Below are 24,647 nucleotides of genomic sequence, written 5' to 3' on the forward strand. Positions count from 1 at the left end.
TGTTTTTGATGAAAAGTTCTCAAAGCTTTGCGAACTTTGCGTAAAACCTTGCGAACTTTGCGGTTAAATTTATTCGTAAAGAAATGAAGTCAAAGGACTAGAAGCAACAGCATAATTTTGTTGATTCGCAATTTTAGCTTCAAAAGCTTTTCTTCCTGCAATAACGGCTTCTCTGAAAGCTTCAGCCATTAATTTTGGGTTTCCCGCTACCGCAATTGCAGTATTGACCAAAACAGCATCGGCACCAATTTCCATTGCTTTTGCAGCGTCGGATGGAGCGCCGATTCCGGCATCTATAATTACAGGAACATTACTTTGCTCGATAATAATTTCAAGGAAATCAATAGTCTTTAATCCTTTATTGCTTCCAATTGGGGAGCCTAAAGGCATTACTGCCGTTGTTCCTGCACTCTCTAAATGTTTGCATAAAACAGGATCAGCATGAATGTAGGGCAAAACAAAAAATCCAAGTTTTGCCAGTTCCTCTGTTGCTTTTAAAGTTTCAATTGGGTCGGGCATTAAGTATTTTGGATCGGGATGAATTTCGAGTTTTACCCAATTGGTTTCAAGAGCTTCTCTCGCTAATTGCGCGGCAAAAACGGCCTCTTTTGCATTTCTAGCTCCAGATGTATTGGGTAATAAATTGATATTTGGATGTTTTAAGTGCGACAAAATAGCGTCTGTATCCGTTTCGAGATCGATGCGTTTTAAAGCCACCGTCACCAATTCACTTTCTGATGCCAGGATCGCTTCTTCCATTTGGATATTAGAACCAAATTTCCCTGTTCCCAAAAATAAACGCGATCTAAAGCTTTTGTCCCCAATATTAAACAATGACGTTTGCATATAATTTTTCGTTGAGTTGTTGAATTAATTTTTCTTTTTGATCACTTTTTGTAATCATTCCAGAAACCGCTATTCCGTGAATCCCGGATTCCATTAAAGGACTTATATCGTTTAATGTGATTCCGCCAATGGCGTAAACAGGAGTTTCTATTTTACTGTTTTTCATTTTTTGAAGAGTACTATGGTAGCCTGATAAACCTAAAATTGGGCTTAATTTTTCTTTTGTATCGGTGAAACGAAAAGGTCCTAATCCAATATAATCACAGCCATTTTTTACATGATTTTCGATATCTTCAAAAGTGTTGGCAGTTCCGCCGATAATTTTTGTATTTCCTAAAATTGCCCTTGCTTCTGCAATATTCATGTCGGTTAAACCTAAATGCACGCCATCTGCAGCGATTTGTTGTGCCAGATATAAATTGTCATTTACAATAAAATTGGCGAGATATTCTTCGCATAAAAATTTTACCGCTTCCGCTAAAGCAAAAGTGTCTTTGGCCGTTTGATTTTTGAAACGCATTTGTATCCAGTCACACCCGGCATCTAAGGCATGATGAATATTATACAATTGTTCTTCGATTGTTTTTCCTTGCGAAATGTATTGCAGTTTATTGTACATAGTGATATCCAATTAAAGTTGATGTTGAATTCAGGTATTTTTCTATGTAGGTTTTAGCATTTTTACAAGCTTCTTCCAAAGTTTGGTCTAATGCCAGATTTGCGGCTATTGCTGCTGATAAAACACAGCCGGAACCATGTTTTTCAAAACATTTTTTTTGGGAAGGGGCTAATTCAATAATTTCATTTTTTAAGAACAAACGATCCGTACCAATTTCCGATTCGTTATGTCCTCCTTTTAGTAAAATGTTGGTTGGAATTTCATTTTGGACCCAAAATTTGTTTGGAATAAAACCAGGGAATAAAATTTCAATTTCATTGTAATTAGGTGTAATCAAATCTATTTTGGAAAGAATCTTGTTAAGATCTGTATCTTCTTCAACTTTCAAAAACTCGAATTTTGTTGTGGATTTTAAAACCGGATCCCAGACAATTTTAGTCGTTGGAGACAATAGTTTTATCGTCGAAAGAATTCGGTTTAAGTAATGCAGACTTGGCATAATCCCGATTTTTACCGTTTTGATTTTATAGCTTAGAAATAGGGTTTCAATGGAACGGATTACAAAACTCAAATTTGTCCATTGAATTTCATAAAAGCCATCTTCCGTCTGAATTGTATTTGCCGTTACAACAGCAAAACCGGTCACCTGATGTTGTTCGAATGTTTTAACATCTGCCAAAACACCCGCGCCACCACAAGGATCAAGTCCTGCTATGCTAAGTACGAATGGGCGATTTGCTGACATAATTTGAATTGTTTTACAGGGTTTTCACTATTCCAGATGCTTCCTAAAAGAGCAACATCATCAAAACCGTTTTCAAGAGTTCTTTTGAGGTTTTCAGTGGCAATTCCGCCTAAAGCGATAACTTTTGTTTTAAAATTTGTTCTTGATTTTAAAGCGTCAAAAAGATTTTTTTTTGGGTGATAATTCTCTTTGGAAATACTTTTAAAAACCGGACTCAGAAAAGCGTAATCAAAATCATTTTCCAATGAATTAAAATCTTCTATAGAATGGGTTGATGTCGAACAAATCTTTCCACTAATAGGTCTGAATGTTCTATCTTTTCTGTCTTTTTCAGAAATATGAATTCTATTAATTCCGAGGTCTTTTGCCAATTGATGATGACTGTGTAAAACCAAACTAGATCTGAATTCTACTTTTATCTTATCAATAAAATGCGCCATTTCAACTGCAGAAAACTCAGGTTTCCGAATATGAAGCAAAGACAATCCTTCCTCAAATAAAGAATCAATAATGCGAATTTCGCCAGAAATTGCAGAAGGATTAGTAATCACAATCATATCTTTTCTCTTTCTTCTTGACTTTATTTTCTTAGATGTAAATCTCTTTCCCCTGTTCTATAAACTCTTCTGATTTCTCCTGCATTCCTTTTTCTGCGGCAGCAACATCTCTAATTTCCTGAGATATTTTCATAGAGCAGAATTTTGGACCACACATTGAACAAAAATGAGCCACTTTTGCACCATCGGCAGGAAGCGTTTCATCATGGAATTCTCTTGCAGTATCAGGATCAAGTGATAAGTTAAATTGATCTTCCCAACGGAATTCGAAACGGGCTTTACTTAAAGCATTGTCTCGATATTGTGCACCTGGATGACCTTTTGCCAAATCCGCAGCATGAGCCGAAATTTTATAGGTGATTACACCATCTTTTACGTCTTTTTTATTTGGTAAACCAAGATGTTCTTTTGGCGTTACATAACATAACATCGCACAGCCGTACCAGCCAATCATGGCAGCGCCAATTGCTGAAGTAATATGATCATAACCCGGAGCAATATCAGTCGTTAATGGCCCAAGAGTGTAAAAAGGAGCTTCGTTACAATGTTCGAGTTGCTTGTCCATATTTTCTTTAATCATGTGCATAGGAACGTGACCCGGGCCTTCAATGAAAACCTGAACATCATGTTTCCAGGCGATTTTGGTTAATTCTCCAAGTGTTTCTAATTCGGCGAATTGTGCAGCGTCATTAGCATCAGCAATTGAACCCGGACGTAAACCATCTCCTAGAGAAAAAGCAACATCATATTGTTTCATGATTTCACAGATTTCCTCAAAATGGGTGTATAAGAAGTTTTCTTTATGATGAAACAAACACCATTTTGCCATAATCGATCCTCCTCTGGAAACGATTCCGGTAACACGATCAGCTGTTAAATGAATGTAGCGTAATAAAACGCCGGCGTGAATGGTGAAATATGAAACGCCTTGTTCTGCCTGTTCGATTAAAGTATCGCGGAAAACTTCCCAGGTTAAATCTTCGGCAATTCCTTTTACTTTTTCCAATGCCTGATAAATAGGAACCGTACCAATTGGAACCGGCGAATTGCGAATAATCCATTCTCTGGTTTCATGAATATTTTTTCCCGTTGACAAATCCATAATAGTGTCAGCTCCCCAGCGACAAGCCCAAACGGCTTTTTCAACTTCTTCCTCGATACTCGAAGTCACGGCGCTGTTACCAATATTAGCGTTTATTTTGACTAAGAAATTACGACCAACGATCATCGGTTCGCTTTCAGGATGATTGATGTTGTTTGGGATAATGGCTCTTCCGCAGGCAACTTCACTTCTAACAAATTCAGGGGTAATCTTGCTTTTTGGTGTGTTTGCCCCAAAACTATGACCCGCATGCTGGCATTGCATTGCTTTTGTTTGCTTGTTTAAAAGTTCAATACGTTGGTTTTCACGAATCGCAATATATTCCATTTCAGGAGTTATAATTCCTTGTTTGGCGTAATACAATTGCGTTACGTTTGCCCCTTTTTTAGCACGTTTTGGTTGATGTAAATATTCAAATCGTAGATGATTTAAGCTTTCATCTTTCAAACGGGTTTGACCGTAATCAGAAGTTATTTCATTTAAAATTTCAACATCATTTCGATCCAGGATCCAGCTTTCGCGTAAGCGTGGCAATCCTTTTCTAATATCTATTTCAATGTTTGGATCTGTATAAGCACCTGAAGTATCGTAAACCGTTACAGGTGGATTTTTCTCAATTCCGCCATTTGATAGTTTGGTGTCGCTTAAAATGACTTCTCGCATCGCCACTTTTATGGGATGAATTTCACCATTGACATAAACTTTTTTAGAATTCGGAAAAGGTGTTCTGGAAATTTGTTCTTCTGTTGTCATAGTTTTTTGGTTTCAAGTTTCAGGTTGATCTTGATTGTTGAATTTTAGATGTAAAATGAAAGATGTTCCGGTAGAGGCGCACAGCAGCACGTCTACGCTCTGTATATAATTGGAACTTGGAATTTATTTTTTGGAATTTATTCCGATAGCTATCGGGACTATCCACCCTGAGTGGCAGAAATAATTAAAATTTCGTCGGTTTCGTGTACGAGATGTTGGTTCCAATTGATTCTTGGAACAACGGTGTTGTTAATGGCAACGGCAATTCCGTTTTGTTTGTTTGGAATTTCGAGATCGAGCAATGATTGAACGCTTAGCGATTCAGCATTGAATTTTTTGATTTGTTGGTTGATTTTTAGTTCCATTCCTTTTTGAATTAGTATAGTTATACTTTAGGAATGGCTACAAAAACGCATAAAAATACGCGCAGAAGTCATCTTACTTTTCCCTACGCTAGTATGAACTAGATCAGGTTCAGAGGGTAAAATCTCAGCCTGCTTATTTAGCAGACACCCCTAAAGTGTGAAGCAAATGTAATAAAATTTTGTTTGGTTGTTTGAAAAAGTTTCAAGTTTCAAGTTTCATGTTGTTTCTGAGAACTGAAATCTGAGGCTATTTACTTAGCTCTTTTCCAGCAATCTTCGGCGTGATCATTGACCATTCCGGTGGCTTGCATGTGTGCATAAATGACGGTTGAACCAACAAATTTAAAACCTCTTTTTTTTAAATCTTTACTGATTTCGTCTGAAAGTGGAGTAGTGGCCGGAGCGTCTTTTGACGTTTTAAGGTTATTTATGATTGGTTTTCCGTTGGTATATTTCCAGATATAATCAGAGAAACTGCCAAATTCGTCCTGTACTTTCATAAAAGCCTGCGCGTTGGAAACGGCTGCTTTTATTTTTAGTCTATTACGGATAATTCCGGTATTTTGCATTAATTCTTCGATTTTATCTTCAGAATAAAAGGCTATTTTTTTATAATCAAAATAGTCAAATGCAATTCTGAAATTCTCCCTTTTGTTTAAAATGGTAATCCAGCTTAAGCCGGCCTGAAAGGTTTCTAAAATTAAAAATTCGAATAAAGTAGGGTCGTCATAAACAGGAACGCCCCATTCTTCGTCATGGTATTTTTTATATAAATCGCTGGAAGTACACCAGCCACATCGAATTAAATTTTCGTTTTCCATTATTTACCAATTTGCCAATGATATCCTTTTACGCTTGGTATATAGGCGGAATGGCCAATTATTATTAAATCATTATAAACTTTTCTGTTGTATTTAATGCCAATTGCTTTGCCAGACATGAACATTTTATTGGCCTGAAATCTAACTTTCATTTTACCGTCTTCAAGTTCAGCATCAGATACTTTTTCTACAAGCCAGGTTGAACGCCATTTTACATTTAATTCATCCTGAGCTGTTCTGGTAACACTTTTAACGAGTTTAACAGCTTCTTCCGGGATTTTAAAATTTTGAGTCAAATCTTTCTGACTCATGGTCTGGCCAATTTTAGTGCCTGAAAATATTTTGCGCAGATTAACAAAATTCATTAAGTCGTTTTCTTCTTTTTTTATCGGAGATGGAGCTTTTTCTGTTGTCGCTATTTTTGCAGTAGGAATTTCTGGCGTTACAATTGGTTTAGTGACAGTAAAAGCCTTTTTTTTATTAAGTGGAGATTTATCGTCGCTGTCTTTTGCCACTGCTATTTTAGCAGGAGTTGGGTCAATTGGTTTTTGAGGAGCAGGTTTTAAAGAACTAACAGGATATACTTTATCGTTAGGTTGCTTTTTGTCATCGCTGCCACAGCTATAAAGGAAGCAGCAGATTGAAAATAGTAATATTACATTAGTTTTTTTCATAACAATAATTTTTTAGTCCTTATGAGAAATGTCTCCTTCCAAATATTTTTTAATCAAATGATGTCCTGCGTAAATTAATGGTGTCAGTATAATGGCTATAGATAATTTAAAGGTGTAGCCTATCAATGCTGATGAAAGAAATGTATCAAAGTCAATTTTTCCCGGCAGCCAGAATGCGATTCCAAGTACTATAAACGAATCAAATAATTGCGAAATTACAGTTGATCCTGTAGTTCGAAGCCATATTTTTTTATCGCCAGTTCGGTTTTTAAAGAACCAAAATATACTAACATCTATAAGCTGCGAAACCATAAAAGCTATAATACTACCAACAATAATCCACATACTTTGTCCAAAAACGGCCTGAAATTGTTCATCATTTACAGGGCTAATTCCTTTTGCCGCCGGAATTACAATGGCCATAAATAAAATTAAAAAGGCATATGCAATTAAACAAGCCGTGATAAAAGAGAGTTTTTTAACTCCTTTTTCTCCAAAATATTCATTTATTAAATCGGTTGTCAGGAAAACGACTGGCCATGGTAAAATACCAATACTCATTACGAACGGTCCAATCTGAATTAATTTCCCTCCAATAAGCTCCGCGACAACTGCATTTGTTATAAAAATTCCTGCCAGAATTACAAAGACAATTTCTTTTTTGGTTTTGAACATAAATACGTACTATAAAATCTGATACTTCAAAGTTAACTATTTTATGCCGAAAATAGATTTAATATTCTTCACCAAGTGATAACTCTTCTTCTTCTTTTTCTTTTTCAAAACTTGCTCTCATATGATCGCCATTCAGGGTTTCATTGATGATAAGAGCATATGTTTTCTCCGGATTTTCTTCAATACTAATTGTTTTTATTGGAGCAGTAGTATAGGCCAAAGGATTTATTTTTTTGTTTTCATTTAAAAAAGCAAGAGTGTACAATTGTTTTTTGATCGCTTTTGTTTCGTCATTTTTTCTTTGAATCTGATAAAAGTAAAACGAAATTTCATGATTGTCTTTTTCTATAATTTGCTTTTTTAATAAAGTTATAGAATCCTTTTTAGAAAGATTTTGAAAATTTATGGCAGCTGATTTTGCAATCTCATCATCTGTAAAATGAATCAAATCTTTTTTGTTTTGATTCAGTAATAAGTTTATTGTGATAAATTGCGTTTTAGGATCGTTTAGAAAACCTTCAATTTCAGTTGTATTTAGTGAATTATGTGTAATTCCTAATCGGGCTAATTCTATGTTTAATTCCGGAATGTCAAGGTTTTTTATTTTTTTCAACACTTCTTTTACAACATTATCATCAGCATAATTATAGATTAAATTGGTGTAATTTATCAAATCAGTTAATGATCGTGAAGATTCAGAATAAAAAGTTACTTCATCTTCTACGGTAGCTGCCTCTTGTGTAGCTTTGTTTTTTTCGTTCCAGCTTGCTACTCTTTTATATTCGAGCTTGGTATTGGTCAGGATTATTTTTTTAAAAGCTTTTAGTTTTTTAACCGAAATCAACTTTTTCTCTAATAATGAATTACAAAAGCTAATGATTGGCTTGTTGTATTCTTTGATACTGTAATATTGAAAAATCTCAGGAAATAACTCTTTACTGTTTTCGGGATCTCTTTCAAACGTATAAAAAAGGCTTCCAATCTCATATTGTAAATCGGAAATAGGCAAATCGTACTCTAGTAACTCATTGATTTTTTTGTATGCCGCTTTTGATTTTTGGTGCGAAATACTTTTTAAGATACTAATCTGTGCATCAGTTTTGGTCGATTCTTTTTTATAATAATTCTCCAGATAAGGAATTACTCTTTCATCCTCTATTTTACCAATTTTTTCCAGTAATGAAGTAACAGCATCAGTTTCACTTTCTTTAAATTTAAAAGTGTTGATGAAATTTGTTATCGCTTCAAAATCTTTTTTTGTGATATCAAGATTGTCAATCGTGTTTAAGGCCGAATAACGAATGGTGTCTTTTTCACTTTTAGCATCTTCGATAAAAAGTTTTACCTTGTCTTCAGCGGTATCTGTTTTGATATTGTCAACCAGATCTAGTGAATTAAAGGTTTTTTCTATGAAAGGATCATCATTTTTATAGTTTTTCTCAACCAGCGTATTCAATAGATAATAGGAGTTGTTTTTGTAAAGAACTTTGTATTTAATGGCCTGAGTCGCATTAGGCTTAGAAACTAAAGCATTAATGGTGTAACTATTTTGGTCTTTGTTAAAAGTGGTACTTTCAGATAAAAATTCGTAATTATCTTTTTTGTCAGCAATAATTTCGTCCCATAAAGACTGCGAGAATCCTTTTTTAAGGAATAATTCCGGGCTTAACAATGATGTTGCCGTTTCGTAACTTTCATCGTCTTCTGCCTCAAAATAATTTTGTTCAGAATCGCTTTCATATTGATTTAGAAATTCTTTTTTAAGCATACGCTGAACAGAATCAATAGATAATGTTTGTTCGTATTTCGGAAATTTATGATAGGCCAGTTTGATTTTTCTACCGGTTTCAGAATTGAATGCCTGAAACTGATTTACAACTTTAAAAGCATTTTTTACCTCGCGCTTGTTTTGTTTTAATTTTAAAAATAGATTTTCGTTCTCCTTTTCTGGAATTTCGATTTTATAGTTTGCAGTTGAATCTACTAAAACTTTAGATTTTGATTTGTAATCGAACGGAGCAAGTACAAATGAATTAAAAAAGCGATTTGTATTCGCTTCAGATGTATTCACAGTACCCAATAAATAATATTTGTTACCCGAAATAACCGTTTTTAATTTGATATTTCGGTCTCCAATTTTAGAGGATGAAACAAAAGAATTTTCAATTTTGTTATATTTTGTAGCGGTCGAATCCTGATCTTGCTGAAGATAAAATTGATAATGAATTTGCTTTTGCTCGTATTCAGAATTTTCAAGGAAACTGGTATCGTTTAGGGTTTTCTCTCTTAAAAAGTAGAATCCTTTTTCCAGATTGTCATACGCCTGAATGTCAATGTTAGTTCCTTTTTCGGCATTGTTTCCAAAGACGAAATTGAATGATGGAAGTTCAGTTTGAAAGCCTCCTTTTAAAGGTTTGATCTTTTCCCATTCGTTTTTAAAAGGTTTAATTTTAATATTTTCGAAAACTTCATTTTCATATTGGCGCACATAATTGGCTGGTCCGGTCATTGCAATAGAAATGATTTCTAATGGTGTGATGTAAAACTTTGAATGTTGAGCGTTTCCTGTTTTCGTAATATTTTGTATATCATAACTGGCATAGTTAGGTTGCTCAGTATATTTTTTTTCAATAATATCCCCTGCAATTTTTTCAAAAAACAAACTATCCAGTGATTTCGGATTATAAGTAACATCAGTGTTTTTTAGGAAATAATTTAACGGAATTCTTTTTATCGTAATGGCGCCACCGTTGGTAAAATCCGGAGAGCCCATGCTTTCGTTTTCTTCGATAGTGGTTTTATATAATGGCAATTGTACCATTTTATCTTTGGTATTCGAAATGGTAAAATTAGGATTAGGAAAATAAGCTTCGATAGTTTTCTTCTGATTTTTTCCGTTTTCGGTAAAAGTATCGATTATAGGTTTTACCGTATAACCTTTCTGTCTTAAAAGTTCAATTATACCGTCATTTCCTGCAAGATGCGCCGCACCCACAGCTGAGAATAAACTGCCTGTTTTGGCAATAGAATCAATGCTCTTGGTCATTATTTTGTTGCGGTTAACAATAAGGGCATCATGTGCTTTTTTCGAAAATATTAGCTTATAAATCGAGTCAAGCATTACAATGTCTTTCTCTCTGTAATATTCTTTTAGGGCTTCCTGAGGATTTCTGTTTTTTAAAATTTTTACTAAAGCAAGTTTATTTTCTTCTTTTGGTTTTGCGTCTTCATCAATGATTTGCAATATCGAAAGCATTGATTCTTTTGCATCTTCCAAACCAACAATTTTCTTTTTATATTTTTTTCCTGTTTGAAAAATAAACATGTCTAATACCGTGTCTTCCTGAAAATCGGCCTGATCTCCTTCGGCTCCGGATAACATATTTCTAAAATACTTGCCATTGTCATTAATAAAAATAGTCTGAATATTTTCTTTTGTTGTGGGGAACAAATAGAATTCGGTATAAAACTTTTTATAGGAGTTGAAATCATTACTTTTCATTAGATCGTTCAAGCTTCCCCATGTTTCAGGATTGCTTTCATTGGCCACGATATCAGACCCCAGTAGGTTGGTAAAAAACGAATCAGATAAATGAAACGAGATTTTATCATTAACGTGCATAGTCCCGTAGATATAGGATTTTTTGGTTAAACCGTTACCGGATATTTCCCAAAATAAACTCTTGTTTTGCGCCTGAAGGACTGAAGTTATTAATAATGAGAGGTAAAGTAATTTTTTCAAGAGGGTTGGTTTAGTGGTTTAGCTAAACAAATATAAAATAGATTACGGTCTTTTCGTTTATGATTTTGGCTTTTTATTTGATTTTTATAAGGTATTTTCTTAAAAACCAGAATTTGCTTTAAGAGCCGGAAAAGTTTCTCTGGCAAGTCTTTTTTAAGACAATTAAGATTTGTTTTTTCATTGCTAACTTTTAGGTACTTTTGAAGTAATAATGTGCTATTGCTTCATTAGCAAGGGGAGGGCAAAATATACACTTCAATTTTTCTTATATGGCGACAGATGCTACTAATTTTTTAGTAAAGAAATGGACAGGACCCTATGGAGGTGTTCCTGCTTTTAATGAATATAAAGTTTCAGATTTTAAACCGGCACTAGAATTTGCTATTCAGGAAAAACTGGATCAAATTGATGCTATAGCAAATAATTTAGAAGAAGTTAGTTTTGAAAATACAGTTGTTGCTTTAGAACTTTCCGGCAAAACGCTTAATCAGGTTCAGACCGTTTTCGGAATTTACAGATCTAATTTGAGCAGTCCGGAGTTTAATGATGTTGATACAGAAATGTCTCCAAGATTAGCAGCGATCAATAACAAAATGTATCAGAATAAGAAATTATTTTCGAGAATCGAAAAATTGTATAAATCTGATGCAAAGGGAAAATTAAATGAGGAGCAACAACGTCTGGTTTGGCTTTATTATACAGATTTTGTTAAAGAAGGAGCAGAGTTAAGTGAAGTTGATAAGGAAGAAGTGGCTAAAATTAATCAGGAGCTTGCTGGGCTTTTTACGCTTTTTAGTCAAAAGTTATTGGCAGAAGAAAATGATCAGTTTCTGGAATTGCGATCTGAATCAGATTTGGATGGCTTGCCGGAAGCATTTAAAAATGCCGCCATCGCAGAGGCGAAAGAAAGAAATTTAAATGTTTTAGCTTGTATTGGCAACACGAGATCTTCAATTGAACCGTTCTTGACTTTTTCTAATCGCCGTGATTTAAGGGAGAAAGCCTTTGATATTTTTGTGAAGCGGGGAGATAACAAAAATGAAAATAATACAAATGAAACGCTGGTTTCTATTTTGCAATTAAGGGCCAGAAAAGCTAAGATTTTAGGGTTCGATAACTTCGCTCAATGGAGCTTGTCTAATAAAATGGCAAAAGATCCACAGAAAACTTTAGACTTAATGGAATCTGTTTGGAAGCCCGCTGTTGAAAAAGTAAAAAATGACGTTGCTTCGATGCAGGAAATGGTAGATCAGGAAGGTAGAAATTTTAAAATTCAGCCTTGGGATTATCGCTATTATGCTGAAAAAGTTCGTAAAGCAAAATATGATTTAGATCAAAACGAGTTAAAACCGTATTTGCAGTTAGAAAATTTGCGTGAAGGGATGTTTTGGGTTGCAGGCGAATTATTTGATTTAGGTTTCAAACAAGTTTTTGATGTTCCAGTTTATCATTCGGATGTAAGAGTTTGGGAGGTGAATAATTCAACAACTGGAAATCCTGTCGGTTTGTGGTATTTTGATCCTTACGCGCGCCAGGGAAAACGATCCGGGGCCTGGATGAACTCACATAGGAAACAACAGAAAATAGAAGAGAATGTACTCCCGATTGTTTCTAACAATTGCAATTTTATTAAAGGCGCAGCAAATGAACCTGTTTTGATTTCATGGGATGATGCCACTACTTTATTTCATGAATTTGGTCATGCACTACACGGATTATGTTCAAATGTTACCTATCCTGGTTTAAGCGGAACTGCGGTTGCAAGAGATTATGTAGAATTTCCGTCGCAGTTGCTGGAACACTGGCTGGCCACTCCGGAAGTATTAAATAAGTTTGCGCTGCATTATAAAACAAATCAGCCATTGCCTTCAATATTAGTTGAAAGACTTGAAAAAGCGGCTAATTTTAATGAAGGTTTTGCAACTGTAGAAACAATTTCAAGTTCTTTTGTTGATATGAAGCTGCACTTAACAACAGAAACTATTGATCCTCATGAATTTGAAAAGGACGTTCTGCAAGAAATTAATATGCCATCAGAAATTGTAATGCGTCATAGAATTCCGCAATTTGCGCATATTTTTTCAAGTGATGGATATGCAGCCGGATATTATAGTTATTTATGGGCAGATGTCATTAATGCGGATGCCTATGAGGCTTTTATAGAAGGCAAAGGTCCTTATGATAAAGAAATTTCAAAACGTCTTTATGATACGGTTTTAAGCGTTGGAAATACTATTGATAATGAAAAGATGTACGAGAATTTTAGAGGAAGAACTCCGGAATCAAATGCTTTGATGCGTGCCAGAAATTTTCCGACAGTCCAGAATTCATAAAAATAAAAAAGCCCGAATAAATGAATATTCGGGCTTTTTATATTGAAATAATAATATATTAACCTAAAGTAACTCTTTTGAAACCTGTGATTTCAACGTTGTATCCTTTAACATAATCACCAACTTTTTTACTATCATCTTTAATGAAGTTTTGATCTAGTAAAGCTTTTTCCTGATCTAAAGTTGTATTGTCAGAGATGAAACGTTGCACTTTTCCTGGAATAATTTTATCCCAAATTTGCTCTGGTTTACCTTCAGCTTTTAATTCAGCTTTAGCATCTTCTTCAGCTTGTTTTAAAACTTCTTCAGTTAATTGAGAGAAAGAAATATATTTAGGAACATTTTTTAAAGTTTTTCCTAAACGTTTTGCTTCTTCATTATCCTTTTCGATTACAGCAATACGAGCAGCAAGTTCAGATTCAACGAAAGCAGGATCAAAATCTTTGTAAGATAGTGTATCAGCTCCCATAGAAGCAACTTGCATAGAAACATCTTTAGTTAAAACGTCAGCGTTAGGAATTGCAGCAGAAATTGCAGTTAATGCAGCAATTTTGTTAACGTGAACATAAGATCCAACAAAAGCACCTTCTAAAATTTCAAAACCACCGATTTCGATTTTTTCTCCGATAACTCCAGTTTGCTCGATTAATTTTTCAGCAACAGTAATTCCGTTGAAATCTGAAGCTAAGAAATCTTCTTTAGAAGAAAAGTTAATAGCTCTTTCTACTAATTCTTTAGCTAAAGTTACGAAAGCCTCATTTTTACCTACGAAATCTGTTTCGCAGTTTAAAGTGATGATAGCTCCTTTAGTATTATCAGCATTGATAAAAGAAACAGCAGCTCCTTCAGAAGACTCACGGTCAGAACGGTTAGCAGCAACTTTTTGTCCTTTTTCTCTAAGGTTTTGTATAGCTTTATCGAAATCTCCATCAGCTTCAACTAAAGCTTTTTTACAGTCCATCATTCCGGCACCTGTAGTTTGTCTTAATTTATTTACGTCTGCAGCAGTAATTGTTGCCATAATATTTTGAATTTTAATGTTAAAAGTAAAAATTCCATCTTTTAAATTCTAAACTCCAATTTTATTAAATTATCAACATAACGTTTTTAATTTGTGGTTGGATTTTAGAATTTAAAATTTGGAATTTAAATTTGATTTATTCTTCAGTTGCAGGAGCAGCAGCTTCAACAGCCGGTGCAGCTTCAGTAGCTGGAGCTTCTTCTGTGAAAACTTCAGCTTCTTTGTCAGAACCTCTGTCAGAAAGACCGTCGATTACAGCAGCAGTAACTAAAGATAAAATTTTGTCAATTGATTTAGAAGCATCATCATTTGCAGGAATAACGTAATCAACCTCTCTTGGGTCAGAATTCGTATCAACCATTGCGAAAACTGGAATGTTTAATTTTTGTGCTTCTTTTATTGCGATGTGTTCAGCTTTGATATCTACTACGAACAATGCAGCTGGTAGTCTAGACATGTCAGCGATTGAACCTAAGTTTTTCTCTAATTTAGCACGTAGACGATCAACTTGCAAACGCTCTTTTTTAGATAACGTCATGAAAGTACCATCTTTCTTCATTTTATCAATAGAAGACATTTTTTTAACTGCCTTTCTGATAGTTACGAAGTTAGTTAGCATTCCACCAGGCCATCTTTCAGTGATGTAAGGCATGTTTGCAGCCTTTGCTTTTTCAGCAACGATGTCTTTAGCTTGTTTTTTGGTAGCTACGAATAAGATTTTTCTACCTGATGCAGCGATTTTTTTCAAAGCTTCATTAGCTTCTTCAATTTTTGCTGCAGTTTTATATAGATTGATAATGTGAATACCATTACGCTCCATATAAATGTAAGGGGCCATATTTGGATCCCATTTTCTAGTCATGTGTCCAAAGTGAACACCTGCTTCTAGTAAGTCTTTTACTTCTATTTTGTTTGCCATTTTTGTACTAGTTTACGTTCTGTTGATTAGCAATGTATAAATGGCGGTTTCCCAGGCTTTATACATTTAGATGCTAAACTATTTCCTACCTCGATAGGAGAGCAACAACAACTGTGTTTTTTAATTTCAATAAATAATTGATCTTGTCTTGTACCAAATGTACAAGACAGGTAATATTAACGTTTAGAGAATTGGAATCTCTTACGAGCTTTCTTCTGACCGAATTTCTTACGTTCAACCATTCTTGGATCTCTTGTTAATAAACCTTCTGGTTTTAAGATAGCTCTGTTTTCAGCATTTACTTCACACATAACACGTGCTAATGCCATTCTTACAGCTTCTGCCTGACCAGTTGAACCACCTCCGTAAACGTTTACTTTTACATCAAAGTTGTTTACATTTTCTGTCATAGACATTGGTTGTAAAACTTTGTATTGTAAAGTTGCAGTTGGAAAGTAAGTTGCGAATTCTTTTTTGTTTACAGTGATTTTTCCTGTTCCTTCAGAAACATATACACGTGCAACAGCGGTTTTTCTTCTACCGATTTTGTGAATAACTCCCATTACTTAAGATCGTTTAGGTTAACAGTTCTAGGTTTTTGAGCTCCGTGAGTATGCTCAGCACCTACAACAACATTTAGATTTCTAAAAAGTTCAGCTCCTAATTTGTTTTTAGGTAACATTCCTTTTACAGCTTTTTCTACTAATAATGCAGGGTTTTTAGATTGCAATACTTTAGCAGTTAAAGTTCTTTGTCCTCCTGGGTAACCTGTATGACGCATGTAAATTTTGTCATTCATTTTTGTACCTGTAAGGTTAATTTTTTCTGAGTTGATAACAATTACGTTATCTCCACAGTCAACGTGCGGTGTGTAACTTGGTTTGTACTTACCTCTTAAGATCATCGCAACCTTTGAAGCAAGACGTCCTAAGTTATGCCCTTCAGCATCAACAACAATCCACTCTTTAGTTACAGTGGCTTTGCTAGCTGAAATTGTCTTGTAGCTTAATGCGTCCATAATATTATTTTAATTAAACATTCCATCCCCAATAAAGGGGATGCAAAAGTACAATTAATTATTTTAAAACCAAATACCTGAAAAGAATATTTTATCTGTTGAAAATCAGGCCTTCAGTTTTCTATTTAAAACAATAAAAAAAAACCACCTTCACAATAACGCGAAGGTGGTTCAATATTTGGATTTGTTTTGTTAAACAATAAATATATTTGCGATGTCTACAACTTGTTGTGTTGTAAGCGGCTCATCATAAGCTTCTGATCCTGCTGCAGCTCCAAATAAACTGGCTGTATTATAACCAGCCTGCATGGTAACGCCTTCGCCATCGTATACGGCTTGTGTGGCTGCTGGCATTCCGGCGCCTCTTTCTGCATTCGAAATCCAGCCTTTTAATCCACGTAGTCTTCGTACTTCTGATGCGTGTCGTGCTTCAACAGAATGAATCTGTAAAGCTGCGGTTAGTAGATCAGGAGTTGTAATTAAATTGGCAGCTTGTCCTTTATAAGCTCTCACGCCTGTGTCTTCAAAAGCTTGTGCCAATGCCAAAAAGGTCGGGTAATCTCCAAAAGGATCAAACGCTCCTCCAACAGTAAAGTCAAAAGTAGGCTTCGGAACAAAGTTCGCACTCATTGTTCCTCCTAATCCTGCAATTAAAAAAGAAACGTGATCTGCTTCGTGAGCGGCAATCTGCTGAAAAACTTTTAAATCACGTCCACCGTTTTCAGATGCTGGAATTACGCCAGAATCTAGTGCCATTGCATAAAATTCGTTTTCAAGATATTCTAAAGTCAGGGCAAATTGTAAGGCCCCAATTGGTGTCGCTGGTGTGGCGGTTATATCTGCAGCTAGTGCTTTGTTGGCAAAAGCGGAAAGCCCGAAAGGAATTGCTGCGAATGCTAAATTTTTTCCAATATTTCCAAACTGTGAAAAACTGTCTCTTCGGGAACCAGTGCTATTCATTAAGCTATCATCAGTGAAGGTTTCTATAAATTTTAAGATATTCATAATTTCTAAGTTTTAGCTAGTTAGGATTAAGGTAAATATTTGGCAGTAAATTTTGTGGTAATAAATCCTCCGGCAATTGGCAGGATTTTAGAAGGATCCTGGGCTACATCCAGACCAGTTGATGTGTTGATAATATCATCACCTGCAAAATCGCTTGAATTTGGATTAATCAAACTTCTTATTGCTGAAGCGTGTCTGGCTTCTACTGAAACAATTTTACCAGCTAATAATAAGTAGTCTGGACTTTTAATTAATTTTCCGGCTCCGTTGTATGCGGCAACTCCGGTATCTTCCAAAGCTTTTGCTGTTGCAAGAACTTCAGTACGACTATTAAAATTCATGGATCCGTAATTGAATGCCAATGACGGAAGCAATTGTGAACTCGGGTCTGGAAGTGCTCCGGTCAGTGCGGCTTTGAAAAAATCTCTGTGAACTACTTCGTGATGATACAAATCGGTTAGAACCTGACGTTCGATATCATTAAAAGTAGTATTAAAACTTGACGCGTTTACGACCTTAGTATAAAAATCAGCTTCTAACTGTTCTAAGGCATATGCATAGGTCAGAACTCCAAAATCACCAGAGCCTAAATCAAATACACCATTTTTTATTCCGGGCAAGGTGTTATCCTGCATGTCATTGTCATCATTATCATTATCGCTGCAGCCAGCTAAAACCAAACCTGCGCCAACTAGTGTTAAGCCGCTGAGCTTTAGAAAGCTCCTTCTGTTATTCAATGAAGGGTCAACTTCATGAATTTTAACTTCGTTTTTCATAATCAAGGTCTTTTAAAAGGTTAATAACATATATTTAGGTATTAACGAGATTTAAAGACATCCGGTTTTGAAAAACCAATCTATTTTTTAATTTTTCTAAAAAGCCTTATAATTTTAAATACTGGTAGGCCTTTTTTGTTTTATTTTAGGTAATTCTACTATATTTGTATTAATTACATAAAATATTAATAGATGAAAGCTAAAGCAACTCTAAAACAAATTGCGAAAGAACTTGGTGTTTCTGTATCTACGGTGTCTAAGGCATTGAATGATAGCCCGGAGATTAGTGAGCAAACGAAGGTGAAGATTAAGGAGTATGCCAAACTCAAAAATTATAAGCCTAATGTTATTGGTCTGAATCTGAAGAATCGTAAAACCAAAACAATCGGTGTAATTATACCTAATATATTAAATTCCTTTTTTGCAAAGGTTTTTAGTGGTATCGAGAAAGTAGCCGATAAAAAAGGATATAATGTAATTACCTGTATCTCGAACGAATCTTTAGAGAAAGAAATTCATACACTTGAAATGTTGAGTAACGGAACTATTGACGGATTTATTCTTTCCGTTTCTGAAGAAGCTCAGAAATTACAAGATTACAGTCATTTCTCTGCTATTATTAATGACGGAACCCCGATTGTAATGTTTGACCGAATTGCTGATGAAGTAGAATGTGATAAAGTTGTGGTGGATGATTTTGATTCGGCTTTGAATTCAACGCAGCATTTAATCAATCTAGGATGTAAAAATATTGCCTTAATTTCTTCAGTAGACAATTTAAGTGTTGGAAAATTAAGAGCAGATGGATATTTAAAAGCTTTGGCTGATAATAATATTCCGGTAAACGAAAAAATTATTCTTCGTACCGATTCTGAAGATGATATGAAGAGTAAAATTGATGCCATTTTTGACAATAAGATTGATGCGATTTTTGCCTTGGATGAAAATGATTCAGTTGCAGCCTTAAGAGTGAGTTTGAAAAAGGGATACAGAGTTCCTGAAGATATTTCGATCATTGGTTTTGCAGATGGAATCTTAGCATCAAGACGTTTGTCGCCTAGTTTAACAACGGTTAGTCAACACGGAATTGAAATTGGAGAAGTGGCTGCCAAAAAACTAATTGAAAGACTGGAAGAATCTGAAGATGAAACCTCAGATTATGAAACAATCGTCATCAAAACAAAATTGAAAGAGCGAGAATCGACAAGAAAAAAATAACGTCCATAAAAAAATCCATCAGCCGCAACTGATGGATTTTTTTTATTGTAATGGATAAGGAAATTTTGGATTCTTATACTTTTTTAGTTTTTCAAAAGGAACTAAATAAGGTTCTTCACAAGATCTTGCCGCTCTATAAAAAATTGGGGTGAATTCTATACCTTTTTCAGTGTAATTCCAAGATGGGAAATCCCAATATTCTTCATCAGTATAATCACAAGGATTATCGTCGTCTTTTGGCTTTTCAAAATGGAATTCTGAGTTAAGTACTGCAAGTAATTTAGGAGCAAAATAAGTGCTTCTATAAGTTGAATAACTCGAAAAATCACTTTCTTTCTCTGTTGTTACACTTTTATCAAAAGCAAGAATATTGTCTATTTGATAGTTTTTTCCGTTATTTAAATCAATCAAAAAACCACTGCTTCCAAAATCAGGATGAGCACCACCGCAGTAATATGAACTCGAAATCTCAAAGCCCAATAAATTAGTATTCAGAAAATTTATGGTCGAATTTCCTTCTATTCCTTTTCCTTCACTATATTCAAATGATGAAGCGCAATTTAGTTGGTCTAATGTGTTCTGTGTGTGAATTTTTTCCAGAATTGGGTTTATAACCGCTTTGTTTTTTTCTGAAAAGTTGCTTCCTAATCTGAAAAAATCAGAATCACAATGTTTTTCAGAATACCAAATAAATTCTTTGTTATTATAGGTAGTTACTTTCTGTTTTTTAAACTCTAAAAATTTATATTTTACAAGATTTAGTTTATCATCAGCATAATACTTATCCAGATTAGATTTGTAATTTGAAAAGTCAATAGTCTGTAATTGAACCGGTAATTGTTTTCCAGATGTGTTGTACCAGGATCCTTCAAAAGAATTATTGGCAGCTTTGTTTAAATAGAATTTTTCCAGAATTGCATCATTTGGTTTAAAAGAGAAAGTGAAGCTATTCTTGTTCATCTTTCCTTCTAGCTTAATGTCTTTTAGTGAATTTTGGTAAAAATAAGTTGCGCTTACATTTTCATCAGAATTAAAAACCTCGATTTTCATGTAAATTTTACTTTTCGCCAAAGTTCCTTCCAGATAATAAGTCCGATCCTGAGCCATTGCAATCATAGAATAGAAGGCAAAAAAGAACAAGGCATATTTTTTCATAAAACTATACAATCAATTAATTTAAAATCTGCAATCTGAAATTATTAATGCGCCGCCAGCCAATCAGCCCCCATACCTAATTCAACATCCAAAGGAACGCTCATCATAAAAGCATTTTCCATTTCGTGTTTAATCATCGGCTGTATTTTTTCTAATTCGTCGTTGTGCACATCAAACACAAGCTCATCATGAACCTGAAGTAGCATTTTAGATTTCCAATTCTCTTCTGTTAGTTTTTTATGAATGTTGATCATGGCGATTTTAATCACATCGGCAGCACTTCCCTGAATTGGTGCATTTACAGCATTTCGTTCAGCAGCACTTCTTACTACCGCATTAGCCGAGTTAATGTCTTTTAAATAACGGCGACGACCTAAAATCGTTTGTACATATCCTTTTTCACGTGCAAATTCAATTTGTTCATTTATATAGGATCTTAATCTTGGATACGTTTTATAATATGCTTCGATTAATGCAGAACTTTCGCTTCTTGATAATGAAGTCTGATTGCTCAATCCGAAAGCAGAAACACCGTATATAATTCCGAAGTTTACCGTTTTTGCATTACTTCTTTGTTCGCGTGAAACTTCTTCTAAGGGAACATTGAAAACTTTAGCAGCTGTTGCTTTGTGAATGTCTTCTCCATCCTGGAAAGCTTTAATCATATTTTCTTCACCACTTAAAGCGGCAATAATTCTTAATTCTATTTGCGAGTAATCGGCAGAGATTAAAGTGTGGTTTTCATCACGTGCAACGAAAGCTTTACGAATCTGGCGACCTCTTTCTGTACGAATCGGAATATTTTGCAAGTTCGGATTATTAGAGCTCAAACGACCTGTAGCGGCAACAGTCTGCATATAATCAGTATGAACGCGTAATGTTTTCTTGTCTACTTGTTCTGGCAAAGCCAAAATATAAGTGCTTTGTAATTTCACCATTTGACGCCAATCTAAAATTTCTTTTATAATCGGATTGTCATTGGCTAAATATGTTAAAACATCTTCGCCAGTTGCGTATTGACCGGTTTTGGTTTTCTTTTGTTTGGCACCGCCAATTTTCATTTTATCAAATAAAATGTCCCCCAATTGTTTTGGTGAAGCCAAATTGAATTTCTCACCGGCAGTTTCGTATATTTTTTGTTCTAAAGATTTAATCTCAACCTCCATTTCAGTTGACATCTGTTTCAGAAAATCAACATCTAAACGAATTCCTTCAGTTTCCATAGCAGCCAAAACGGTTACTAATGGAATCTCGATTTCATCAAATAATTTTTTGGTTTCGGTTTTGTCTAATTCTGTTGTGAAAAGCTCTTTTAGTTGAAAAGTAACATCAGCATCTTCGGCAGCATATTCCTTAATGTCTTCAAGGGCAACATCGCGCATTGTAATTTGATTTTTTCCTTTTTTACCAATTAAAGTCTCAATTGATTTTGGAGAATATTTTAAATACGTTTCAGATAAAATATCCATATTATGACGCATATCCGGATTGATCAGATAATGCGCAATCATCGTATCAAAAAGTTTTCCTTTTACGTTTATACCATAATTAGAAAGGATTTTTAAATCATATTTTAAATTCTGACCTATTTTTTCGATGTTTTCATTCTCAAAAAACGGTCTGAACTTTTCAATTAAAGTATGCGCTTCTTCCTGACTTTCGGGAAATGGGACATAAAATCCTTTTCCTTTTTCAAAAGAGAAAGCGATTCCTACCAACTCAGCATGCAAAGCATCTAAGCCGGTTGTTTCAGTGTCAAAACAAACTTCAGTCTGTTTTTGTAAATTCTGCAAAAGCAATTTAATTCCTAAATCACCTTGAATGGCTTGATAGGAGTGAGGTGTGTTTTCTAAAGTATTGTAGAATGAAGTTCTTTCAGTTTCTGTACCTTCATCTGAATTTCCTCCGCCAAAAAGATCGAACTGATCTTCGTTTTTAGGTTGTGGTTTTTTGTACAATTTAGCATCAGAAGAAGGAGCTGCAGAAGTAGCTAATTCATTTCCGCCACCAACTTTAAATAAATTATCAAATTGTTCTGCCATTCTTCTGAATTCTAATTCCTGAAAAATAGCATCTGTTTTTTCAATATCAGGACGCGAAAGTTCGTAATCATCTTCATTAAAAGTAACATCGCAGTCGCAGATAATAGTGGCTAATTTTTTAGATAAAATACCTTTTTCTTTATTGGCTTCGATGTTTTCTTTCATCTTGCCTTTTAGTAAATGAGTGTTGTCCAAAAGATTTTCCATCGTACCAAATTCTTTCAAAAACTTTTTGGCTGTAACTTCTCCAACACCTGGTAATCCTGGGATATTATCAACAGCATCTCCCATCATTCCAAGAAAGTCAATTACTTGTTCCGGTCTTTCGATTTCAAATTTTGCCAAAACTTCGGGAACGCCCCAAATTTCTATTCCGTTACCCATACGGGCTGGTTTGTACATAAAAATGTTCTCAGAAACCAATTGAGCAAAATCTTTATCGGGTGTAACCATAAAAACCTTGTAGTTTTCTTTTTCGGCTTGTTTGGCAATTGTTCCGATCAAATCATCGGCTTCACAACCTTCTATTTCAATAATCGGAATGTGCATGGCTTTTAATAATTCCTGAATATAAGGTACAGCAATTTTAATCGCTTCTGGAGTAGCGTCACGATTGGCTTTGTATTCGACAAACATTTCTGTTCTAACGTGGCTTCCGCCTTTATCAAAAGCAACAGCTAAATGATCTGGTTTTTCACGTTTAATAACATCCAAAAGCGAATTCATGAATCCCATGATCGCTGATGTATCCATTCCTTTAGAGTTAATTCTCGGGTTTTTTATAAAGGCATAATAACCACGAAAAATTAGCGCGTACGCATCGAGAAGAAAAAGACGTTTTTGAGTTGACATAAAAAAAATATTAGTCTGTAAAAATAAACAATTGGGTTCTCAAAAATTAAACTAAAAAGATTTTTTTTCCACCATAGGAGTGATATAAGTTTATTTTGGTATTCGAGGCTATCTTATATGTCCTGCTATGGTTTAATCAAACCATTGGCGTACTGCTAAGCGCCACTGCTAAAATGAACTTATATCACTTCTATGGTGAAAACTACACAAAGCGTTAATATCAAGTTAATTTTTTTTCTGTGGTGATAATCTTCATTTTCTCTTCATTTTGCAGAGGTACTTTTGATCTGTAAAATAAAAGGTATTAATTTAAATCTTAGAAATCATGAGAAATTTATTGATGTTACTAGTAGCAGTTTTAGGAACAAGTGTAATGGTACATGCGTTTCCAGCTTCTGTAAAAGTTGGTCCAGCAAAAGAAGTAAAAGAACTTCCTGCAAAAGAAGTGAAAGCTACAAAACACCCAAAAAACAAAGCTGATAAAAAAACAAAATCAGCAAAAACGGAAGCTCCGAAAGCAGAAACAACAAAAGTGAAAAAATAAGTATTGCTTTTGTTTTGTTTTTGAAGAATTCTAAAGGAGACAAAACAGGAATAATGGTTATGGAATGTGGAGGAGAAAGCTGATAAAGAAATTTGTCAGCTTTTTTTGATTCGTTAATTTTTTAATAATGGGCAACAGGGCTTTTTTTAATTGCTTAAATTTAGTTACGCTTAAAAGCTGTTTTTATGAATATTTTAATTGTTGAAGATAATAAAGAACTTGCTGTAGAGGTTTACGACTTTTTATGTAACGTTGGTTATATATGTAAAATAGCAAATAATTGCAGTGATGCTCTTGAAGAAGTGGCCAGTAACGATTATGATGCAATGCTGTTGGATCTTGGTTTGCCTGACGGAGATGGTTTTGATATTTTGAAAACCATTCGTAAAACAAAATCTAAAATGGCTGTAATTGTCCTGACAGCTCGTGGCGAATTAGATGACAGAATAAATGGTTTGCATTTAGGTGCCGATGATTATTTGACAAAACCATTTGCTTTGACCGAATTAAGTGCGCGATTGTTTGCAGTTATTAGAAGAATTCATGGTTTTACTTTAAACAATTTAGAAGTGCACGGATTTTTATTGCGGTTGCAGGATTACAAAGTGACTTATAATGATATCCCAATCAACTTAACGAAAAAAGAGTTTGATATTTTTCAATATCTAGTTTTGAATAAAAACAGGGTCATAACAAGACTTCAGCTTACCGAGCATATTTGGGGAGATATTTTGGAGGTTAATTCAGATTCTAATTTTATTGATGTTCATGTTCGAAACCTTCGTAAAAAACTGGACAAACACACTGCAATAGACTGGTTTGAAACAGTTCGAAATGTAGGCTATCGTATAAACGAGTAAAAAAA

General features: G+C 34.5%; 22 protein-coding genes and 1 riboswitch. Of the genes, 4 read left to right on the forward strand and 18 right to left on the reverse strand.

The genetic code is table 11. From position 1 onward, the window contains the following. Positions 1-69: 69 nt before the first annotated feature. The 10 genes from Q7C23_RS18515 to Q7C23_RS18560 all read right to left on the reverse strand — a co-directional run bounded on the left by Q7C23_RS18515 (position 70) and on the right by Q7C23_RS18560 (position 10,899). Complete coding sequence (locus Q7C23_RS18515) at positions 70-846, reverse strand: thiazole synthase (RefSeq protein ID WP_375033893.1); 777 nt, start codon at positions 844-846, stop codon at positions 70-72. After that, a complete protein-coding gene (locus tag Q7C23_RS18520) occupies positions 827-1,465 on the reverse strand; it encodes a thiamine phosphate synthase (protein ID WP_375033894.1) in 639 nt (212 codons plus the stop codon). Before Q7C23_RS18520 ends, Q7C23_RS18515 begins: the two co-directional genes overlap by 20 nt. Next, a complete protein-coding gene (locus Q7C23_RS18525) occupies positions 1,455-2,210 on the reverse strand; it encodes a hydroxymethylpyrimidine/phosphomethylpyrimidine kinase (protein WP_375033895.1) in 756 nt (251 codons plus the stop codon). The genes Q7C23_RS18520 and Q7C23_RS18525 overlap by 11 nt, the downstream gene beginning before the upstream one ends. Next, positions 2,177-2,767: a thiamine phosphate synthase gene (locus Q7C23_RS18530; protein ID WP_375033896.1), complete on the reverse strand. Its 591-nt coding sequence runs from the start codon at positions 2,765-2,767 to the stop codon at positions 2,177-2,179. Before Q7C23_RS18530 ends, Q7C23_RS18525 begins: the two co-directional genes overlap by 34 nt. Positions 2,768-2,798: 31 nt before the next feature. Further along, positions 2,799-4,622: a phosphomethylpyrimidine synthase ThiC gene (gene thiC / locus Q7C23_RS18535; protein ID WP_375033897.1), complete on the reverse strand. Its 1,824-nt coding sequence runs from the start codon at positions 4,620-4,622 to the stop codon at positions 2,799-2,801. 158 nt (positions 4,623-4,780) lie between these two features. Next, the gene (thiS, locus tag Q7C23_RS18540) at positions 4,781-4,987 is read right to left on the reverse strand and encodes a sulfur carrier protein ThiS (RefSeq protein WP_375033898.1); all 207 of its coding nucleotides are present in this window, start codon (positions 4,985-4,987) and stop codon (positions 4,781-4,783) included. Between the two features lie 63 nt (positions 4,988-5,050). Next, positions 5,051-5,149: riboswitch (TPP riboswitch) on the reverse strand. A gap of 89 nt (positions 5,150-5,238) precedes the next feature. Further along, entirely contained in the window at positions 5,239-5,808 is a 570-nt protein-coding gene (locus tag Q7C23_RS18545; RefSeq protein ID WP_375033899.1) for a DNA-3-methyladenine glycosylase I, read from the reverse strand. Continuing rightward, complete coding sequence (locus tag Q7C23_RS18550; protein ID WP_375033900.1) at positions 5,808-6,482, reverse strand: hypothetical protein; 675 nt, start codon at positions 6,480-6,482, stop codon at positions 5,808-5,810. Before Q7C23_RS18550 ends, Q7C23_RS18545 begins: the two co-directional genes overlap by 1 nt. A 12-nt stretch (positions 6,483-6,494) precedes the next feature. Next, positions 6,495-7,157: a queuosine precursor transporter gene (locus tag Q7C23_RS18555; RefSeq protein ID WP_375033901.1), complete on the reverse strand. Its 663-nt coding sequence runs from the start codon at positions 7,155-7,157 to the stop codon at positions 6,495-6,497. A 58-nt stretch (positions 7,158-7,215) separates the two neighbouring features. Beyond that, complete coding sequence (locus tag Q7C23_RS18560) at positions 7,216-10,899, reverse strand: TraB/GumN family protein (protein ID WP_375033902.1); 3,684 nt, start codon at positions 10,897-10,899, stop codon at positions 7,216-7,218. A gap of 269 nt (positions 10,900-11,168) precedes the next feature. Between Q7C23_RS18560 and Q7C23_RS18565 the strand changes: the two genes are divergently transcribed. Beyond that, positions 11,169-13,232, forward strand: coding sequence for a M3 family metallopeptidase (locus tag Q7C23_RS18565; protein WP_375033903.1), 2,064 nt, complete (start codon positions 11,169-11,171; stop codon positions 13,230-13,232). A gap of 58 nt (positions 13,233-13,290) precedes the next feature. On the opposite strand, the gene tsf is transcribed toward Q7C23_RS18565, so the two are convergent. From tsf to Q7C23_RS18595, 6 genes are all read right to left on the reverse strand, one after another. Beyond that, on the reverse strand, positions 13,291-14,253 hold the full coding sequence (gene tsf / locus Q7C23_RS18570; protein ID WP_375033904.1) for a translation elongation factor Ts: 963 nt from the start codon (positions 14,251-14,253) through the stop codon (positions 13,291-13,293). A 136-nt stretch (positions 14,254-14,389) separates the two neighbouring features. Continuing rightward, on the reverse strand, positions 14,390-15,172 hold the full coding sequence (gene rpsB, locus Q7C23_RS18575) for a 30S ribosomal protein S2 (RefSeq protein ID WP_375033905.1): 783 nt from the start codon (positions 15,170-15,172) through the stop codon (positions 14,390-14,392). Positions 15,173-15,348: 176 nt separating this feature from the next. After that, positions 15,349-15,735: a 30S ribosomal protein S9 gene (rpsI, locus tag Q7C23_RS18580; protein WP_007808909.1), complete on the reverse strand. Its 387-nt coding sequence runs from the start codon at positions 15,733-15,735 to the stop codon at positions 15,349-15,351. Continuing rightward, the gene (rplM, locus tag Q7C23_RS18585) at positions 15,735-16,190 is read right to left on the reverse strand and encodes a 50S ribosomal protein L13 (protein ID WP_026983738.1); all 456 of its coding nucleotides are present in this window, start codon (positions 16,188-16,190) and stop codon (positions 15,735-15,737) included. The genes rpsI and rplM overlap by 1 nt, the downstream gene beginning before the upstream one ends. A gap of 192 nt (positions 16,191-16,382) precedes the next feature. Next, positions 16,383-17,195, reverse strand: coding sequence for a ferritin-like domain-containing protein (locus tag Q7C23_RS18590; RefSeq protein WP_072970516.1), 813 nt, complete (start codon positions 17,193-17,195; stop codon positions 16,383-16,385). A 26-nt stretch (positions 17,196-17,221) separates the two neighbouring features. Next, entirely contained in the window at positions 17,222-17,971 is a 750-nt protein-coding gene (locus Q7C23_RS18595) for a ferritin-like domain-containing protein (protein WP_375033906.1), read from the reverse strand. Positions 17,972-18,163: 192 nt separating this feature from the next. Between Q7C23_RS18595 and Q7C23_RS18600 the strand changes: the two genes are divergently transcribed. After that, a complete protein-coding gene (locus Q7C23_RS18600) occupies positions 18,164-19,189 on the forward strand; it encodes a LacI family DNA-binding transcriptional regulator (protein WP_375033907.1) in 1,026 nt (341 codons plus the stop codon). Between the two features lie 42 nt (positions 19,190-19,231). Here Q7C23_RS18600 and Q7C23_RS18605 read toward each other — a convergent pair whose 3' ends face one another. Next, positions 19,232-20,344, reverse strand: coding sequence for a hypothetical protein (locus tag Q7C23_RS18605; RefSeq protein ID WP_375033908.1), 1,113 nt, complete (start codon positions 20,342-20,344; stop codon positions 19,232-19,234). A gap of 44 nt (positions 20,345-20,388) precedes the next feature. Continuing rightward, entirely contained in the window at positions 20,389-23,238 is a 2,850-nt protein-coding gene (polA, locus tag Q7C23_RS18610; protein WP_375033909.1) for a DNA polymerase I, read from the reverse strand. 325 nt (positions 23,239-23,563) lie between these two features. Here polA and Q7C23_RS18615 point away from each other — a divergent pair, with 325 nt between their 5' ends. Further along, positions 23,564-23,782, forward strand: coding sequence for a hypothetical protein (locus tag Q7C23_RS18615; RefSeq protein ID WP_375033910.1), 219 nt, complete (start codon positions 23,564-23,566; stop codon positions 23,780-23,782). Positions 23,783-23,967: 185 nt separating this feature from the next. Then, the gene (locus tag Q7C23_RS18620; RefSeq protein ID WP_375033911.1) at positions 23,968-24,642 is read left to right on the forward strand and encodes a response regulator transcription factor; all 675 of its coding nucleotides are present in this window, start codon (positions 23,968-23,970) and stop codon (positions 24,640-24,642) included. Positions 24,643-24,647 lie beyond the last annotated feature (5 nt).

Origin of the sequence: Flavobacterium sp. LAR06 (genome assembly GCF_041946075.1) — a bacterium.
Taxonomy (GTDB): Bacteria; Bacteroidota; Bacteroidia; order Flavobacteriales; family Flavobacteriaceae; genus Flavobacterium.

What these genes read in the sequence shown, in the direction of transcription:
- Q7C23_RS18595 (WP_375033906.1), bottom strand. Translation starts at nt 17,971, where the DNA reads ATGAAAAACGAAGTTAAAATTCATGAAGTTGACCCTTCATTGAATAAC.
- Q7C23_RS18550 (WP_375033900.1), bottom strand. Translation starts at nt 6,482, where the DNA reads ATGAAAAAAACTAATGTAATATTACTATTTTCAATCTGCTGCTTCCTT.
- Q7C23_RS18565 (WP_375033903.1), top strand. Translation starts at nt 11,169, where the DNA reads ATGGCGACAGATGCTACTAATTTTTTAGTAAAGAAATGGACAGGACCC.
- polA (WP_375033909.1), bottom strand. Translation starts at nt 23,238, where the DNA reads ATGTCAACTCAAAAACGTCTTTTTCTTCTCGATGCGTACGCGCTAATT.
- tsf (WP_375033904.1), bottom strand. Translation starts at nt 14,253, where the DNA reads ATGGCAACAATTACTGCTGCAGACGTAAATAAATTAAGACAAACTACA.
- Q7C23_RS18590 (WP_072970516.1), bottom strand. Translation starts at nt 17,195, where the DNA reads ATGAATATCTTAAAATTTATAGAAACCTTCACTGATGATAGCTTAATG.
- thiS (WP_375033898.1), bottom strand. Translation starts at nt 4,987, where the DNA reads ATGGAACTAAAAATCAACCAACAAATCAAAAAATTCAATGCTGAATCG.
- Q7C23_RS18515 (WP_375033893.1), bottom strand. Translation starts at nt 846, where the DNA reads ATGCAAACGTCATTGTTTAATATTGGGGACAAAAGCTTTAGATCGCGT.
- Q7C23_RS18520 (WP_375033894.1), bottom strand. Translation starts at nt 1,465, where the DNA reads ATGTACAATAAACTGCAATACATTTCGCAAGGAAAAACAATCGAAGAA.
- rpsB (WP_375033905.1), bottom strand. Translation starts at nt 15,172, where the DNA reads ATGGCAAACAAAATAGAAGTAAAAGACTTACTAGAAGCAGGTGTTCAC.
- Q7C23_RS18545 (WP_375033899.1), bottom strand. Translation starts at nt 5,808, where the DNA reads ATGGAAAACGAAAATTTAATTCGATGTGGCTGGTGTACTTCCAGCGAT.
- rpsI (WP_007808909.1), bottom strand. Translation starts at nt 15,735, where the DNA reads ATGGGAGTTATTCACAAAATCGGTAGAAGAAAAACCGCTGTTGCACGT.
- Q7C23_RS18600 (WP_375033907.1), top strand. Translation starts at nt 18,164, where the DNA reads ATGAAAGCTAAAGCAACTCTAAAACAAATTGCGAAAGAACTTGGTGTT.
- Q7C23_RS18620 (WP_375033911.1), top strand. Translation starts at nt 23,968, where the DNA reads ATGAATATTTTAATTGTTGAAGATAATAAAGAACTTGCTGTAGAGGTT.
- Q7C23_RS18605 (WP_375033908.1), bottom strand. Translation starts at nt 20,344, where the DNA reads ATGAAAAAATATGCCTTGTTCTTTTTTGCCTTCTATTCTATGATTGCA.
- Q7C23_RS18555 (WP_375033901.1), bottom strand. Translation starts at nt 7,157, where the DNA reads ATGTTCAAAACCAAAAAAGAAATTGTCTTTGTAATTCTGGCAGGAATT.
- rplM (WP_026983738.1), bottom strand. Translation starts at nt 16,190, where the DNA reads ATGGACGCATTAAGCTACAAGACAATTTCAGCTAGCAAAGCCACTGTA.
- Q7C23_RS18530 (WP_375033896.1), bottom strand. Translation starts at nt 2,767, where the DNA reads ATGATTGTGATTACTAATCCTTCTGCAATTTCTGGCGAAATTCGCATT.
- thiC (WP_375033897.1), bottom strand. Translation starts at nt 4,622, where the DNA reads ATGACAACAGAAGAACAAATTTCCAGAACACCTTTTCCGAATTCTAAA.
- Q7C23_RS18615 (WP_375033910.1), top strand. Translation starts at nt 23,564, where the DNA reads ATGAGAAATTTATTGATGTTACTAGTAGCAGTTTTAGGAACAAGTGTA.
- Q7C23_RS18525 (WP_375033895.1), bottom strand. Translation starts at nt 2,210, where the DNA reads ATGTCAGCAAATCGCCCATTCGTACTTAGCATAGCAGGACTTGATCCT.